General features: G+C 62.7%; 14 protein-coding genes and 1 pseudogene. 11 read left to right on the top strand and 4 right to left on the bottom strand.

What is annotated here, in order from left to right:
- The first annotated feature begins 33 nt into the window (after nucleotides 1-33).
- Together QNA11_RS06300 and QNA11_RS06295 are read left to right on the top strand one after the other, a co-directional pair.
- The gene (locus tag QNA11_RS06300) at nucleotides 34-834 is read left to right on the top strand and encodes a helix-turn-helix transcriptional regulator (RefSeq protein WP_283482353.1); all 801 of its coding nucleotides are present in this window, start codon (nucleotides 34-36) and stop codon (nucleotides 832-834) included.
- 57 nt (nucleotides 835-891) lie between these two features.
- Nucleotides 892-1,599, top strand: a complete 708-nt coding sequence (locus QNA11_RS06295) for an acyl-homoserine-lactone synthase (protein ID WP_283482352.1) — start codon at nucleotides 892-894, stop codon at nucleotides 1,597-1,599.
- A gap of 355 nt (nucleotides 1,600-1,954) precedes the next feature.
- Here QNA11_RS06295 and QNA11_RS06290 read toward each other — a convergent pair whose 3' ends face one another.
- Complete coding sequence (locus tag QNA11_RS06290; RefSeq protein WP_283482351.1) at nucleotides 1,955-2,092, bottom strand: hypothetical protein; 138 nt, start codon at nucleotides 2,090-2,092, stop codon at nucleotides 1,955-1,957.
- A 599-nt stretch (nucleotides 2,093-2,691) separates the two neighbouring features.
- Between QNA11_RS06290 and ftsH the strand changes: the two genes are divergently transcribed.
- The 3 genes from ftsH (at nucleotide 2,692) to QNA11_RS06275 (ending at nucleotide 6,585) form a co-directional block, all read left to right on the top strand.
- Entirely contained in the window at nucleotides 2,692-4,617 is a 1,926-nt protein-coding gene (gene ftsH / locus QNA11_RS06285) for an ATP-dependent zinc metalloprotease FtsH (protein ID WP_202072829.1), read from the top strand.
- A gap of 375 nt (nucleotides 4,618-4,992) precedes the next feature.
- Entirely contained in the window at nucleotides 4,993-5,760 is a 768-nt protein-coding gene (amoC, locus tag QNA11_RS06280) for a bacterial ammonia monooxygenase, subunit AmoC (RefSeq protein ID WP_281931830.1), read from the top strand.
- Nucleotides 5,761-6,087: 327 nt separating this feature from the next.
- Entirely contained in the window at nucleotides 6,088-6,585 is a 498-nt protein-coding gene (locus tag QNA11_RS06275; RefSeq protein ID WP_283482350.1) for a DUF1269 domain-containing protein, read from the top strand.
- Between the two features lie 183 nt (nucleotides 6,586-6,768).
- Here the strand turns inward: QNA11_RS06275 and QNA11_RS06270 are convergent, their stop codons facing one another.
- Nucleotides 6,769-7,434, bottom strand: a complete 666-nt coding sequence (locus QNA11_RS06270; RefSeq protein ID WP_281931833.1) for a TgpA N-terminal domain-containing protein — start codon at nucleotides 7,432-7,434, stop codon at nucleotides 6,769-6,771.
- A gap of 204 nt (nucleotides 7,435-7,638) precedes the next feature.
- Between QNA11_RS06270 and QNA11_RS06265 the strand changes: the two genes are divergently transcribed.
- From QNA11_RS06265 to QNA11_RS06255, 3 genes are all read left to right on the top strand, one after another.
- Nucleotides 7,639-7,812 carry a hypothetical protein gene (locus QNA11_RS06265; protein WP_281931835.1) on the top strand — a complete coding sequence of 58 codons (174 nt, stop codon included), beginning with the start codon at nucleotides 7,639-7,641 and terminating at the stop codon, nucleotides 7,810-7,812.
- Nucleotides 7,813-7,885: 73 nt separating this feature from the next.
- Nucleotides 7,886-8,260, top strand: coding sequence for a hypothetical protein (locus QNA11_RS06260; protein WP_283482349.1), 375 nt, complete (start codon nucleotides 7,886-7,888; stop codon nucleotides 8,258-8,260).
- Nucleotides 8,261-8,493: 233 nt separating this feature from the next.
- Nucleotides 8,494-8,733, top strand: coding sequence for a hypothetical protein (locus QNA11_RS06255; protein WP_283482348.1), 240 nt, complete (start codon nucleotides 8,494-8,496; stop codon nucleotides 8,731-8,733).
- Between the two features lie 131 nt (nucleotides 8,734-8,864).
- Here the strand turns inward: QNA11_RS06255 and QNA11_RS06250 are convergent, their stop codons facing one another.
- Nucleotides 8,865-9,128 carry a hypothetical protein gene (locus tag QNA11_RS06250; protein WP_246744994.1) on the bottom strand — a complete coding sequence of 88 codons (264 nt, stop codon included), beginning with the start codon at nucleotides 9,126-9,128 and terminating at the stop codon, nucleotides 8,865-8,867.
- 675 nt (nucleotides 9,129-9,803) lie between these two features.
- Between QNA11_RS06250 and QNA11_RS06245 the strand changes: the two genes are divergently transcribed.
- Both QNA11_RS06245 and QNA11_RS06240 read left to right on the top strand, forming a co-directional pair.
- Nucleotides 9,804-11,318, top strand: coding sequence for a PAS domain-containing sensor histidine kinase (locus QNA11_RS06245; protein WP_283482347.1), 1,515 nt, complete (start codon nucleotides 9,804-9,806; stop codon nucleotides 11,316-11,318).
- Between the two features lie 139 nt (nucleotides 11,319-11,457).
- Nucleotides 11,458-13,806 carry a PAS domain-containing protein gene (locus QNA11_RS06240; protein ID WP_283482346.1) on the top strand — a complete coding sequence of 783 codons (2,349 nt, stop codon included), beginning with the start codon at nucleotides 11,458-11,460 and terminating at the stop codon, nucleotides 13,804-13,806.
- Between the two features lie 45 nt (nucleotides 13,807-13,851).
- On the opposite strand, the gene QNA11_RS06235 is transcribed toward QNA11_RS06240, so the two are convergent.
- Nucleotides 13,852-14,028, bottom strand: coding sequence for a hypothetical protein (locus tag QNA11_RS06235; RefSeq protein ID WP_202074225.1), 177 nt, complete (start codon nucleotides 14,026-14,028; stop codon nucleotides 13,852-13,854).
- Between the two features lie 1,044 nt (nucleotides 14,029-15,072).
- Here QNA11_RS06235 and QNA11_RS06230 point away from each other — a divergent pair.
- Nucleotides 15,073-16,018 (top strand): annotated as a pseudogene (locus QNA11_RS06230) (IS630 family transposase).
- Nucleotides 16,019-16,020 lie beyond the last annotated feature (2 nt).

Below are 16,020 nucleotides of genomic sequence, written 5' to 3'. Positions count from 1 at the left end.
CTTTCTTTCTTTTGCAACCCCGCGTTTTGCATCATGCACAGCGACGATTTCTTCGATCTCATCGATCGGCTGGCTCAGGCCGATCGCATTGAAACAGCCTCGAAAATTATGGAGCGTTTCCTGCATGAGCGGGGGCTTCATAATGGCGCTTACGCAGCCTTGAACATGCCGACGCCTGGAGGCGCGCGGCCGCTCCTTGCGGTCACCTATTCCGGCGAATGGCAGAAGCATTACGCCCAGAGCGGCTACGTCGATCTCGACCCGATCGTTCGCGCTGGACTGGGCGGCTTTCTGCCCATCGACTGGGCGGAGATCGACCGCAGCGACCCGGTCATCCGAAAATTTTTCGGCGAGGCGCAGGAATTGGACGTGGGCCTGAATGGCCTCTCTATTCCGATGCGTGGCCGCGCGGGAGAATTTGCGCTCTTTACCGTCACGAGCAATGAGACCGGCGCGGCGTGGCGGTCGCTGAAGCAGGAATTGCTGCGCGATCTCGTCATGCTGGCGTTCAACTTCCATGCAGCCGCGCTGCGCTCATGCGCGCCCGGGCCGGAAGCCCCTATTCATTTGCCGCAGCGCGAAGCCGCCTGTCTGCGTTGGAAGGCGCTCGGCAAGACGGATGACGAGATCGCCCGCATTCTCGGCATCAGCTCGCATACGGTCCGTTTCCACCTCGAATCTGCGCGCGCCCGGCTCAATACCGCCAACACGACGCATACGGTGGCGAAGGCGCTCGCGCTCGGACTGATCAGCATGTCCTACGAGCCGAACCATCTGCTCGCGAAGAAGCGTAATCGACCGGATAACGGCGGACCTCCCATTTTTGGGAGGTGATTAGATAGTTAAGTTCAAGTCAGCTTTCGCCTGCAGAAACGCAAGCGGGGTTGGGAAATGATCAAGATCATACCCGGAGAGTGGCGCGGACGTTTCCCGCGTCTTATCGATGAAATGCATAAGCTGCGGCGCGGCGTCTTTTACGAACGTCTCAAATGGCAGGTGACGGTCATCAACCGTTGGGAAATAGACGGCTATGACGCGCTCGATCCGCTCTATGTCCTGTCCCTGGACGAAAATGAGCGCGTCATCGGCGGGCTGAGGCTCTTGCCCACCACCGGCTTCAACATGCTCAACGACACCTTCCCGCAACTGCTGCCGGAGGGCGCGCGGATTCAAAGTCCGCTCATTTGGGAGTCCAGCCGTTTCGCCGTGCGGATGACCGGAGACATTGGGATCGACTCGCGGATCATCAGCCGCGCCACCGCCGAGCTTGGCATGGCGCTCAACGAAATCGGCAAGGCGGCGGCGCTCACGCATGTCGTCACTGTTTACGACCGCGTCATGCATCGCATGCTGATGCGCGTCGGCTGCGCCGGCGAGCCGCTGGGCCCTCCGCAAATGATCGGCGGCGTGGAGACCTATGCGGTCCTCTACGAGGTCGGGCCCGGTTGGGATCCGCATGTGGGGCGCCTGGCGGGCGGCAGCGTCACGCTCGAACCTGAGGACAGGGCGGCCGTGCTGGCGCGGCGGGGTTCGGCCTTTTCCTCACAGGCGAAAGGAATTTCCGGCGGCGAAGGAGGCCAAGCATGTTTCAGGATGTAACGCTCAAAAGATCGGCGCAACGCGACTCGAAGCTGGAGGACGCCTGTCGGCGTCCGCTCGGCCCAAACGCGCAGGGCTTCTATCCCTGCGCCCTGCTCGACGCGTTGGATGAGCGCGCGCTTCTGATTGCGCTGCTCGATCGGCGGCGACGTTATGAGAAGGGCCGCAACTGGCTGAGAAATTTGCGCAGGGACGTGGACGCTTTGGCGCAAAGCTCGAGAGACCCGGGCGGTCGGCGGCGAAGCACATCGCGGAGGGCAGGGCGCGCAACGCCAGCGGCGCCGAGGGAGCGTCCGCGGCGTCGGGATCCGTGAGATCATCGACGCGCGTCCGCCGATGGACGCGCGTCTCCGTATCAGTTGACGTAAGCGGTAATCGCGAAGGTAACGGCCGCGGCGGCGGCAAGGATCGAGACGATGGCGGCGAACGAGTTCATGGCGCTTCCCTCTGCCTTTTGCTTTGCCTTTGACGGTTTTTTGTTTTTGGATTCCATCAAGGGCGCGACGAAATAACGCGCCCCTTTCCCGAAAGGCGCAAGCGGGAAAAGTTGTTGCGATGCACGCCAAAAGAGTATTCGAGCGCCGTTCCGAGCGGCAGCGTCGCGGGCCGAGCGTCAACGAAATGAACGCTGAACGACGCACGCCGCGGCGCAACGACGATCCCCAGTGGGGACTGACGCAGATCAAGCGGCTGCCCAAAGCTTTGTTTTGAATAAGGTGCAAAACAGGGGTTTTGAGGCTGCCTACAAATTAGGCTGGCTAGTGACGGTCCCGAAATATGCCTAAGAAATAATCGGCGCCCTCATAATCTTTCCCGCGCGCGGGGATAATTCCACGGGTCTTCGGGACTTGGCCCTGAAATTGCGTTGTTGGGCTCGAGAACACGCTCGGGGGGCTGCCTCAATGACCTGACCTGCACTGCAGCAATTGAATCTTAGGCGAATTATGGATCTGATTTGGCTAATTCGCCATCCTGACCTAGGATGAGGGCAACCACATATCCAGGCAGGCGAGGGCTATGCCCTCTGCCGCAGGGCTAATAATCGGACGAAGCGCCCCCCAGATACAGCGGGTCTCGTCCCAGGAGGTGCAAATGAAGGCGAATTGGAAGAAATATTTGCCTTGGGTCGTCTTCGTCGCCGTCGCAGGCATTCTGTTTGCCATGTTCCAGCAGCAGCAGACCCGCACGCCGGCGCGTGAGATCACGTTCAGCGAGCTGCTCGTGCAGATCGACGAGGGCCGCGTTCATGACGTCGTCATCTCGGGCAATGAAATCTCCGGCCATTTCAGCGACAATCGCAGCTTCACGACCTATGCGCCGAATGATCCGTCGCTGGTGCAGAAGCTCGAAGCCAAGAAGGTGCAGATCAGCGCCAAGCCGGCGGGCGACAATCCGAGCTGGCTGTCGACGCTGCTCGTGAATGGTCTGCCGCTGCTGCTCTTCATCGGCGTGTGGATCTATATGGCGCGTCAGATGCAGGGCGGGGCTGGCGGTCGGGCCATGGGCTTCGGCAAATCCAAGGCCAAGCTCCTCACCGAGTCTCAGGGCCGCGTCACCTTCGAGGACGTCGCCGGCGTCGACGAGGCCAAGGAAGATTTGCAGGAAATCGTCGAATTCCTGCGCGATCCGGGCAAGTTCCAGCGGCTCGGCGGACGCATCCCGCGCGGCGTGCTGCTCGTCGGCCCGCCCGGCACGGGTAAGACGCTGCTCGCCCGCGCCATCGCCGGCGAGGCGGGCGTGCCCTTCTTCTCGATCTCGGGCTCCGACTTCGTCGAAATGTTCGTCGGCGTCGGCGCGAGCCGCGTGCGCGACATGTTCGAGCAGGCGAAGAAAAACGCGCCCTGCATCATCTTCGTCGACGAAATCGACGCGGTCGGCCGCCATCGCGGCGCCGGCCTTGGCGGCGGCAATGACGAGCGCGAGCAGACCTTGAACCAGTTGCTCGTCGAGATGGACGGCTTCGAGGCCAATGAGGGCATCATCCTCATCGCGGCGACCAACCGCCCTGACGTGCTCGACCCGGCGCTGATGCGTCCCGGCCGCTTCGACCGCCAGATTCAGGTGCCGAACCCGGACTTCATCGGCCGCGAGAAGATCCTCAAGGTCCACGCCCGCAAGGTGCCGCTGGCGCCGGACGTCGACCTCAAGGTCGTGGCGCGCGGCACGCCGGGATTCTCGGGCGCCGATCTCATGAACCTCGTCAACGAGGCGGCGCTGCTTGCGGCGCGGCGCTCGAAGCGCATCGTCACGAACCAGGAGTTCGAGGACGCGCGCGACAAGATCATGATGGGCGCCGAGCGCCGCACGCTCTCCATGACCGAGGAGGAGAAGAAGCTCACGGCCTATCACGAGGGCGGCCATGCGCTGGTGCAGCTCACGGTTCCCGGCGCGATGCCGATCCACAAGGCCACGATCATTCCGCGCGGCCGTGCGCTCGGCATGGTCCAGGGCCTGCCGGAACGCGACCAGGTCTCGCAGACCTTCGAGCAGCTCACGGCGATGCTGGCCATCGCCATGGGCGGCCGCGTGGCCGAGGAGCTGGTGTTCGGCCACGACAAGGTGACCTCGGGCGCGGCCTCGGACATTCAGCAGTGCACGCGGGTGGCGCGCGCCATGATCACGCAGCTCGGCTTCTCGGATAAGCTCGGCACGGTGGCTTACGCCGAGCCGCAGCAGGAGCAGTTCCTGGGCTATTCGCTCGGGCGCCAGCAGAGCCTGTCGGAGCAGACGCAGCAGACGATCGACGCGGAAGTGCGGCGTCTGGTGCAGGAGGCCTATGACAAGGCGACGCAGATCATGACCGAGAAGCGCGCGCAGCTCGACATGCTGGCCAATGGCCTCTTGGAGTTCGAGACGCTGACGGGCGAGGAGATGAAGGGTCTGCTCACCGGCAAGCGCCCGGTGCGCGAGGACACGAGCGCCCCGACGCCGCAGCCCCCGCGCGGCTCGGCCGTGCCGACGACCGGGCAGAAGCCCGAGCCGGATGTCGATGGCGGGGTCGCGCCGCAGCCGGTCTGATCGGCGTCGACTTGAACGATGAAGGGCCCGGCCATGCGCCGGGCCCAGTCTTTTAACAAACCTCCGAGGCGGCCTCGTCCTTCGAGACGCGAGCTATGCTCGCTCCTCAGGATGAGGTCTAAGTGTTTGAGGCAGATGCAGAAGCTCCTCATGCTGAGGAGCCTGCGCAGCAGGCGTCTCGAAGCGCGAGGGGCATCATCGCCACTTTCTCAACAGTCTGAGCCCGGCCACGCGCCGGCCCTTTTCTTTTGCGCCGACGGATAGCCGTTTTTTCCTTTGCGTCGGCGACAAAGTCGCTGTCGAAACGGCTTGTGACGCGCAAGCTGCGTCAGCTTCGGGGGCGAGCCCCTCGAGAGCGATTCAAGGAGAAATCTTATGAGTTCGACGACAAGCACCGCAGCCGGCGCGGCTGCCGAAACATCCGTAGTCGATCTGCGCGGCATGTGGATCGGCCTTGCGGTTCTGAATGTTTTCTATCTGATCGTCCGCATTTACGAGCAGGTCTTCGGCTGGCGCGCCGGTCTCGACTCGTTCGCTCCGGAATTCCAGACCTACTGGATGTCGATCCTCTGGACCGAAATCCCGCTGGAGCTCGTCTCCGGTCTGGCGCTCGCCGGCTTCCTGTGGAAGACCCGCGACCGTAACGTCGACGCCGTGGCCCCGCGCGAAGAGATGCGCCGCCTCGTCGTCCTCGTTCAGTGGCTGGTCGTTTACGGCATCGCCATCTACTGGGGCGCCTCGTTCTTCACCGAGCAGGACGGCACCTGGCACATGACGGTTATCCGTGACACGGACTTCACGCCGTCGCACATCATCGAGTTCTACATGAGCTACCCGATCTATTCGGTGATCGCGGTCGGCGCGTTCTTCTATGCGAAGACCCGCATTCCGTATTTTGCTCATGGCTACTCGCTGGCGTTCCTGATCGTCGCCATCGGCCCGTTCATGATCATCCCGAACGTCGGCCTGAACGAGTGGGGCCACACCTTCTGGTTCATGGAAGAGCTGTTCGTTGCGCCGCTGCACTGGGGCTTCGTGTTCTTCGGCTGGATGGCGCTCGGCGTGTTCGGCGTCGTGCTGCAGATCCTCGGCCGCATCCATGCGCTGATCGGCAAGGAAGGCGTCGCCCTCCTCACCGAGTAAAATGTGACGACCCGCTCGCGCCCGGAAAGGGCGCGGGCGGAAGCACAAGGGAGGCAAGCCCAATGATGTTCAATCTGCTGATGTTGGCGTCGCTGCTGTCGCCTTTGGCCTTTTGGCTCGCCGCGCCGCGCCGGGTTCCCGCGCCAGCTACGCGCCGCGCCGCAAGGTAAAAGATTCCTCTGCGCGTAAGCTCAGCTTTGGCCGGTTGTGGCCGAGCTATGGCTTTGTTTGTCCCGGGCTCCCGGCCTGCATTGTAATTTAACGGTGCTCGACTAGATCGGGAACGGGCGCGCCGTCGAAGGCCGCCGCCCTATCGGGAGAGTTCTCATGAATGATCTGCTCGTCATTGCTTTCTCCTCGGAGCAAAAGGCCGAGGAAGTGAGGCAGAAGCTATTTCAGATGCAGAAGGAATATTTGATCGAGATGGGCGACGCGGTCGTCGCCGTTAAGGACGCTGAAGGCCACATCAAGCTCAATCAGCTCTTCAATACGACGGCGATCGGCGGCGTTTCCGGCATGTTCTGGGGCGCGCTCATCGGCTTGATCTTCATGATGCCCTTGGCCGGCGCTGCGCTCGGCGCGGCCTCCGGCGCCGTTTCCGGCGCGCTCACCGATTTTGGAATCGACGACAAATTCATGAAGGACATCGCGGAAGCGATTCCGCCGGGCGGCGCGGCGCTCTTCGTCCTCGTGCGCAAGATGACCTCGGACAAGGTGCTGGAAGGCCTCAAGGGCGTCGGCGGCACAGTGCTGCGCACCTCTTTCGAAAAATCCATGGACGAGGCAATTCGCGCCACGCTCGCGGCGCAGACCTCGAAAATCTGAGGCGCCTGTCATTCCCGGTGGGCCAAAGGCCCGACCGGGAAGCCAGGGCAACCCCTCTTGCCGTCATTGCGAGCGGAGCGAAGCAAATCCAAAGCAGTTACAGCGGCTCTGGATTGCTTCGTCGCTGCGCTCCTCGCAATGACGGGGCGGGCTATGCGCCGCCTGCGGCGAAGACGGTGTCAGCTACGCGGCTTCCTTCGCCGCGCGCCGATGCGCGTGCATCGTGAACCACAGGCTGGCGCCGACGAAGACGACTCCGATCAGAGCGACCATGATGAAAAGCGAGCCGCGTTGGATGAGCGCCATCCCCGGCACGAAAAGCGCGAGGATCAGGCCGACGACGCAAATCTGCCAGGCCTCGGCGTGAACGCCGGCGACGAAGGTTGCGAGCGCCAGGATCACCATCAGATTGAGGCCGGTGGCGTTGACGTCGACCAGCGCGCGCATGGCCGGCGAATAAATCAGCGCCATCGCCGCGAGGAAGGCGGCCCAGTGCAGGATTTGCGTCCAGACCAGCTTGACTCGCTCGTGCTTGGTCTCCGCATGTCGCCAGCCGATATAAATGCAGATGCCGCAATAGACCGGCGTGAGCAGCTCCCAATACCAGGCGACGGACTGGCCGGTAAAAGTGACGAGACCGACGCCGATCACCGCCATGGCCAGCATGACGATATAGGGCAGGTCGATCTTCAGTACGTCGACGAACAGCACTTCCGGCGGCTGCGTCTTGATCTCCTCGATTCCTTCCTCGAGCGCCGTTACCCAGGTCTGCTCTTGCACGTTCTCCTGCGGCTCTCCCGCATGAGGCCCGGCTGCGTGGCCGCCTGCCGATTCTGGGCTCTTGGACATCTGAAGTTCCTTATCGAGAAGCGCTTTCCGTGAATGCGCGGGGCGCGGGGAGGATAGTGCGGGCGCATAATCTCGGCAACCGCCGCGCGTCCGTCTCCTCAGGGCGCCCGGCGAGCGCACAACGTCGCCGGAACGCGTGCTTGCGCTTTGGGCCGATCACGCTGTACCCAGCCGGTTTGTAGATTGGTGAACAGGAGTTGCAAGGTGCAAAGCAAGCTTGTCGAGCGGCTGCAGACGCTCGCCGACGCGCTCGAGGAGGCCGTCGACCACATCGAAATGCTCGAGGCGGTGCTGAGCATGCTGGAGAAAACTCACCCGGAGGCGGTCGACAAGGCGCGCGCCGCTGTGGCCGCGGCGAAGAAAGATCAGCGCTTGTGAACGGCGCCTTCACTTTCTGGCCGGTTTTCTCATCCTATGATCTCACGGCGAATCGACAGCCAGGGAAGGCGCAATGAGGAAATATGTTCTCGCCGGGATTTTCGCGGCGACGATGATCGCCCCGGCCGCGGCCAAAGGCGGGATGCAGACCTGGATTCTCGTCTGCGCGAAAAGCCTCGCGCAAAGCGAGTGCAATCTGACGACGGCCAGCCGCTGGTATCACCTTCCGTCGCCGCAGCCTGGGGGAAGCAGCCCCGCGATCAAGGCGGCGCGCGCCAAGGTCGGCCAAGACCTCGAGGCGGGCTTCTATGTCGCGCAGGAGCAGTTTCCGGCCGGCGTGTCGATGGGCGAGCGGGGCAAAGTGTTCAAGGCTTGCGATGCGGAGCCCGCCAGTCCGGCCGACGCTCAGGAAGCGGAATGGGCGCGGCGCGGCGCGTGCCTGCGGTAGTTCGACCGGCGCTGAGAGCATCACGAAGATGCGCTCCTGCCCTTGCCCCGAATGATCGACGATCTAGCTAGGCGGCAGGGTTCACGAACGCTGCACAAAGACTTCAATCGAGTTTCGCGCGTCGCGACCCCAAGGAGGCCGTTATGCGTGGCTCGATCAAAACTTGTACCCTCGCGGCAGCTTGCGTCGTCGCCGGAGTCGCTCAACCCGCGCCCCAGGCTCAGGCGGGCGTCATGAGCATCCCCAGGGCGGAGATCATCGGGACGTCTTCGTCGCTGGAGCAGGTCCATTACCGCCGTTGGCGTCACCACCATTATCATCATCATTACTGGCGGCACAGACATTACCGCTATTACCGCCATTACGGCTATTACCCCTGGTACAACCCAGCCGGCGCTGTCGCGGGCGCGGCGGTGGGATTGGCGACGGCGCCGTTTTGGGCGTTGGGCGGCTGGGGCTATCCCTACTACTGAGAACGACGTCGTCACGACGCGCGTGAGCCCAGGGCCTTTGCAGGCCCTGGTGACTGCATAGCGAACCACGTCATTTGTTCGAGTGTTGGCGCGAAGCGCTTGTCAGCCATTGCCGCGCGCGTGGGTGCGGCTCAGCTACCTGTCTTCCACGATTTCGGCGCGTGGTTCGTCTGCGCCATCCACCCGCCGTTTGGTTGTGGACGCCTTCCGTATTTATGCGCTTCATGCCGGCCGTAGAGACATCCGGCGACTGCGCCCAGAACGCCATGGTGGCCGGCATAGTGCCCCACAACGCCACCGACCAGAGCGCCTTTGATGCAGCCCTTGGCGTAGGCCGGCTGCTGCGGCAGCCAAGCAAATAAAGAGACGGATAGTAGAATGGCGGTTTTCCTCATGGTGAAGGCTTCCTGTCATCAGGGAACAGTTGCCCCACGCCTCTGTTCCGGCCTGAGCCTGCTGGCGACGGCGTCCATGGCGCGACCTCGCGATCCGCCGGTTTGCGACGCGCGTGCCCAGAGAGGGGTGCGAGCGGCTTAAAGCGAGCCGACGGACTCAACCTCGGACGAGAGGGAATGTCGCGGCTCGCACCATCAGCGTGGCCGTCACGGATATTGTCAGAACCGTCATATAGGATACCGCGAGCGCGTAATCCGTCAGTTCAGTTGTCAGGGCCTCGACCATGTGATTACCCGTGTGATTACCCGGCTGCAGGCGCTTCAGGACGCCGGGCATGTCAGGAGGTCATACCCAGCTTTCAGGGCGCTAACTTCCATCGGCTGGACAGGGTTCCCTGCTGCTTTGGGCCATCGTCTTGCCTGGCCGCATGGCGTCGACACGCGAGGGGCGTCGGAGGCGGAGGCGCCCCTGCGCTGTCACACTAAATATTGGACAACAAAGCTGAATCCGGCGCACACTTGCGCCGGGTTGCGCGAATAGAGCATGGAGCGTCGATGCCTCACACAATCTTCCGGCCGGGCCAGGCTGGACCGGTCCCGGATCATCGAGGGGCGCGGCAGAATACGGGAGAAACATCGCACGCCGCTTCAACAGCCGAGCTGAGCGCGCCTGACATGATGGCCGCCTGCGTCGACGCCATGCCGGGTGCGATCGCGTCCTTCCGCTTCAGCCCGGATGGAACGGGGTGCTTTCCCTATGGGTCGGCGAATTTCGAGGACATCTTCGGCTTTTCTCCCGAGGAGAGCAAAGCGGATCTCGCGACGATGCGCGCGCGTATCCATCCCGACGACGTGGCGCGCATAGACGCAGCGATCGCAGCGTCAGCCGAGCATTTGACGAAATATCACGAGGAATATCGCTTCCTGCACCCTGTCAGGGGCGCGATATGGATCGAAGTCCACTCCATGCCGAACCGCGAGCCGGACGGCTCGATCATTTGGCATGGCTATGTCTGCGACATCACGGCGAGAAAACGCGCCGAGGAAGAGCTTCGCCTCAGCGAAGCGCGGCATCGCGCCTTCTTCGACGCCAATCTGATCGGCGTCTGCTACGCCAACGCCAGGGACGCCACGATCGTCGAGGCGAATGATCGGTATCTCCAAATGCTCGGCTACACGCGCGAGGATTTGAACGCGGGCCGCATCAATTGGCGAGATCTCACGCCGCCCGAGTATCGCGTTATGAACGACGCGGCGATCGTGGAGTTGATCGAGACGGGAAAGAACGAGCGGCCAACCGAAAAGGAATATTTCCGCAAGGACGGGAGCCGCCTGCCGGTCCTCGTCGCACGGGCCCTTCTTGATCGACACACGCTCGATGGCGTGGCGTTTATTTTGGACATCTCCGAGCTGAAGGAGAAAGAGGCCAGATTGCGGGAGGCGCATCGGGGGCAGCTTGCCATGATGCGCTCCATGGCTTTGGGCATTGCTCACGAAATCAACCAACCGCTCGCCGCGACGGTGGCCTATCTGCGCGTGCTGCCGCGATTGCTCGAGCTCGCGCCTGAGAAGCGGCCGGCGAGCGTGTTGGACACAGTGAACAACACTGTCGCTCAAGTGATGCGGGCGGGGGAGATCGTCTCGCGCTTGCGGTCTTTCATCGCGCATGGCGAGCCCGACAAGGTGCGGGCGAATATGCACGGACTGATCCTCGAAGCGATGGAGACGATCCTGTCCGTCGCCAAAGAGAAGAAGATCGCCGTCACGCTCGACCTCTGCGCCGCGTCAGATGAGGTGCTCGCCGACAGGGTCCAGATCGTGCAGGTCTTGATCAATCTCATGCGCAACGCGAAAGAGGCGATGGAGCCGGTCTCCGAGCGGCGGCTCGTGATTTCGACGCGCTCGACCGACGCCGACATCAGGGTGGACATCGCCGACACGGGCGTCGGGCTGACCGAAAAAAGGCGCAGCGACTTGTTCGTGCCCTTCGCCACGACCAAGCCGAGCGGCATGGGCGTGGGGCTGTCGATCTCCCGCGAAATCATCGAGGCGCATCACGGACGCATCTGGGCCGAGGCGAACCCCGAAGGCCGCGGCGCGATCTTCAGCTTCACGCTCCCCTTGGTTGCGGACGAAGCCGAAAAATTGAACGGGGAGATCGACGCTGGCGGCGTTTGCGCGCGCGGCTGACGCTTTCTGGCCAGGGCTTGGCGGCGCGAGACGTCGCGGCGGCCCAGCGCGTCGCGTGCTGGGCCATAAAGCTAAGCTTTTCAAACAGTTTCCCTTACTTTAGCGATCAGGATTGCGAAAGTTTGCCCGGAGCGGACGGTTGAACCAGGATGCGGAGAAGCGCGTCGCACAGCGCGCCTTGGATTACGGCATTGCGATTTTGGCGGTAGGGCTCGCGGCGGCGGTGCGCGTAAAGCTCAGCGATCAGCTTCAGTCTCAGCCAATGGCGCCTTTCTTTCTTGCCGTCCTCTTCGCCGCAGCGGCTTCCGAGGCGGGCCCCGCGTTGCTCGCAACTGCGCTGTCGGCGGCGATCGTCGCATTTTTTTTCATGGAGCCGGTCGGCTCCTTCATGATCGCGCTCCCGGGCGATCACTTGCGCCTGGCGATTTTCATTGTGATCGGGCTCGGCATCGTGGCGTTGACACAGGCCAAGACCAGAGCGCGCAAGAGGGAGGTCGCGGCTCAAATTCAGCTCGCGCAGGCGCAGGCCGATGAAATCGCCCAAGCGGCGCGGCGGGAAGGCGCCACATTGCTCGGCGGGATTCTCGACTCTTTGCCGCACCAGATTGCGGTGATCGACCAGGCGGGCGTGATTTTGGCTGTCAACGAACCCTGGAAGCGCTTCGCCCGCGAGAATGGTTTTACGCCAAGCGCAACCTTCCTGGGCATGAATTATCTGGAAGCTATCCGCGGCGCTGCGGCGGCGGGGGACCGCTTCGCCAGCAAAGCTTTCGAGGGGCTTCGGGCGCTGCTCGCGGGTGAGCGGCGCGCGTTTACGATGGAATATCCCTGCCAGACGCCGGAAGGGGTGTTGTGGTTCGTCATGAACGCCGCGCGCGCCGATGGCGGAGGCGCCGCCGCCGCCGTCGTCAGCCACACCGACATCACCGAGCGCAAACGCGCCGAGGAGGGATTGCGCGAGAGCGAGGAACGGTTTGCGAGCTTCATGCGGCACCTGCCGGGGCTTGCATGGATCAAAGACCACGAGGGGCGCTACACTTACGCCAATTGCGCCGCCTTTCGCGTCTTTCCGGTCCCGCGCGAGCAGGTCTACGGCAAGACGGACGAGGAGATTTTCGACGCCGACGCAGCGCGCCAATTTCGCTGCCATGACGGAGAAGCGCGCGAGAGCAAATCCGGCATTACGGCGATTGAGACGCTGAAGGAGACCGACGGCGTCGTCCATCACTTTCTCGTCAGCAAATTCGCTATCGCTGATTCCGAAGGCGCCGCCAAAGGCACCGGCGGCGTCGCGATCGACGTCACCGAACGCGAAGAAGCGGAGAAGCGTCTGCGTGAGGCGACCGAAAAGCTGCGCGAAGCCGACGCTTACAAGGACGAGTTTCTGGCGACGCTCGCGCATGAGCTGCGCAATCCGCTCGCGCCGATCCGCAACGCCGTGCATGTTTTGCGTCATGATGCGCTTTCCACTTCGAGCAAGAGAGATCGGGACGCGGCTCTGTTGTCGATGGTCGAACGGCAGGTGACGCATCTTGTGCGCCTCGTCGACGATTTGCTGGAAGTCTCGCGAGTCACCCGCGGCAAAATCGATCTGCGGAAACAGCGCGTCGATCTGGCCGACATTCTGCGGCAGGCAATCGACATGTCGAAGCCGATGATCGACGCCGGCGGCCATGTCTTCGAAGCCGACATTCCGGACGCGCCGCTCATTGTCGAAGGCGATTGTGTGCGCCTCACGCAGGTCTTCGCCAATCTTCTCAACAACGCCGCCAAATATACCGAGCATGGCGGCTGGATCAGCCTTGCGGCCGAGCGGTTGGGCGCCGAGGCGCGCATCGTCGTCAAGGACAATGGCGTGGGCATTCCGGCTGAAATGCTGCCGCGCGTTTTCGATCTCTTCACGCAGATCGACCGGACCTTGGGACGCGCGCAGGGCGGCCTCGGCATTGGTCTGGCGCTCGTCAAGCATCTGATACTGCTTCACGGCGGCTCGATCGAGGCGCAGAGCGAGGGGCTCGGGCAGGGCAGCGCCTTCATCGTGCGCCTGCCCGCGCTGTCAGCGCCCGCCGCAGAAGCGCGCGAGCAAGGGGCGGCTTTCGACACGATGCGCACGAGTCTGCGCATTCTCGTCATCGACGACGATCGCGACGTCGCCGACAGCCAGAAGGCGTTGCTTGAAATATCCGGCGCGAGCGTGCGCGTCGCTTACAGCGGCGCTGCGGGAGTCGCGGCCTTGTCCCTGTTCAAACCGGATTTGGTCCTGCTCGATCTCGGTATGCCCGAGATGGATGGCTACGAGACGGCGCAACGCATCCGCGCGCTGCCGGAGGGACGCAGCGTCAAGCTCGTCGCGCTGACCGGATGGGGGCGCGAGCAGGTCTTTCAACGCGCGCGCGCCGCGGGATTCGATTTGCAGATTACCAAGCCGGCCAGCCTGGAGGCGCTCGGGGAGGCGCTCGAAGAGACGGCGTGTCTCGCTCAGCGCTGAAGCGTCTCTTGCATCGGGCGCCGCGCATTCAGGGCCGTGTGCGCGTCAATCCAGATTCTGGTCGGGATCGGCGAGCCAATAGAGGGCGCAGAAACCCGCCGTGATCAGCCCGACGCCGAGCAGGGAGACGCTCAGACCTTCGTGGGGCGTATAGAAGCTCATGATTGCTGAGATGAGGCCGGCAATCGCCACGATCAACGGCTTCGGACTGCGCTCATCCATGTCGGAATCCGCTTCATGCAAAAAAGAGACGGCCGGTCAGGATGAGGGGTAATAGGCGCCTTATCAAGTCGTGAGAAATACGTAGAGGCAGCCCCGAGGTGTTGGAAACTTTCACCAGACTCGCAGGCCGCGCTCTATGCATTCCGACGACGACGCAGACCGCGGGGCGGGCTCAGCACAAGTATGCGCCTAGTTCTGAGCCAGGAATTCATCCGAGGCTTTGAACTCTTCGAGTGTCCACGAGTTTCGGGATCGGGACGGCGAGGAATTTGCTGGCCTCGCGATAAAACGGAAGGCACCAGTCGATTTCATCGGCTGCGGCACCGGCACATTTGCGAATAAGCATATCGTTATGTGCGAATGTTCAAAAAATTTCGTGGGCTGATAGTCGTTTAGCAATCGACTAAGCAGGCTGCCAACCGTATTCTTGTGCCTTCGGCAATAAAAAATGCCGCCAGCGATTCGCTGGCGGCACCTGAGACTGAGCTTGAGCCCGTCTCCTCCCTAGCAAGAGGGCCTTAAGCCGAAAATGTAGGGCGGCGCTAGAGCTTTTTGGTCGCATCTTACGGTAGAACGCGGCCCGCGCCCATGCCAGGGAAAATAACGCAATTTGCGCTGGTAGCTTTGGAGCCTTTGGCCGGAGAGAGGGAAACCCTCCTCGATGCATAGCATCGAATGACCGCTCTCCCATTGGAAGGTCGCCAGCACATAGGCCAGCTCCTCCTCGATCATCGCCGGCCAATGCGCGTCGCGAGAATCCAGGGCCTGATTGATCCCCTCGACTTGCGGCGGCCCCTCGAAATTAGCGCAGCGCACCGAGGCGAAGACGACGGCGCGATCGAGGGCCCCGGGCCGGGAGGGGAGCGGCCGGGAAAGGGCGGGAGCCGGTGAAAGCGGCTGCAAGTCAGGGATTTGCGACATCGTCTCTGGCAAGTCGCGCAACAGCGCAGGCTAGAGCGGGTTCGTCATTTTCCGATTCAAGAGAGGATTCCCGAATCGGCGAAAGGCTGATTCCTTACGTCATGTGCATGACGGAGGGGGGAGATGGCTCGAGCCTACAGCCAGGATTTGCGTGACCGAGTGATCGACGCCGCGTTGAAGGGGCTTTCGGCGCGTCAGGCGGCGGCGCGTTTCGGGGTCGGTGATGCGACCGCGATCGTCTGGGTTCGCCGCGCGCGCCAGGGCGGCGAGCGCGGCGCACGCAAGCAGGGACAGCCGAAACGCTGCAAGCTCGACCCGCACCGCGATTTCCTGCTGGCGCTGATCGAGGCGACGCCGGACCTGACCATCAGCGAACTGCTGGAACGGCTGCTCGCCGAACGCGGGATCAAGGCAAGCCGAGCGACGCTGTGGGGCTTTCTCGACCGCTGCGGTCTAACCTACAAAAAAAGACCGCCCATGCGAGCGAGCAGGACCGGCAGGATGTGAAGGAGCGGCGCGAAACCTGGTTCGACAACCAGCTCGATCTCGATCTCGAAAAGCTCGTCTTTATCGACGAGACCTGGACCACGACCAATATGGCGCGCAAGAACGGGCGCGCGCCGAAAGGCGGCGGCTGCGCGCCAGCGTTCCACATGGGCATTGGAAGACGACGACATTCGTCGCCGGCCTGCGCCTGACTGGAATGACGGCGCCGATGGTTCTCGACGGCCCGATCAATGGTCAATGGTTCCAGGCTTATGTCGATCAGGTTCTCGTTCCGACGCTCTCGCCGGGCGATATTGTCGTGATGGACAATCTGGGGAGCCACAAGGGCGCCGGCGTGCGCAAGGCCATCGAGGCGGCCGGCGCGACGCTGCTCTATCTTCCGCCCTACAGTCCCGACTTCAATCCGATCGAGAAGGCCTTTTCCAAGCTCAAAGCTCTGCTCCGCAAAGCCGCCGAGCGGACCGTCGACGCCCTATGGAACAGGATCGGCGCATTGCTGAAGGAGTTCTCCCCCACGGAATGCGCAAATTTCTTCGCCGCCGCTGGATATGAGCGGGTTTAAGA

Source organism: Methylocystis sp. JR02 (assembly GCF_030063565.1).
GTDB classification, from domain to species: Bacteria; Pseudomonadota; Alphaproteobacteria; order Rhizobiales; family Beijerinckiaceae; genus Methylocystis; species Methylocystis iwaonis.
Note: the sequence above shows the minus strand (reverse complement) of the source record. Positions and strands in the feature narration are given on the sequence as shown.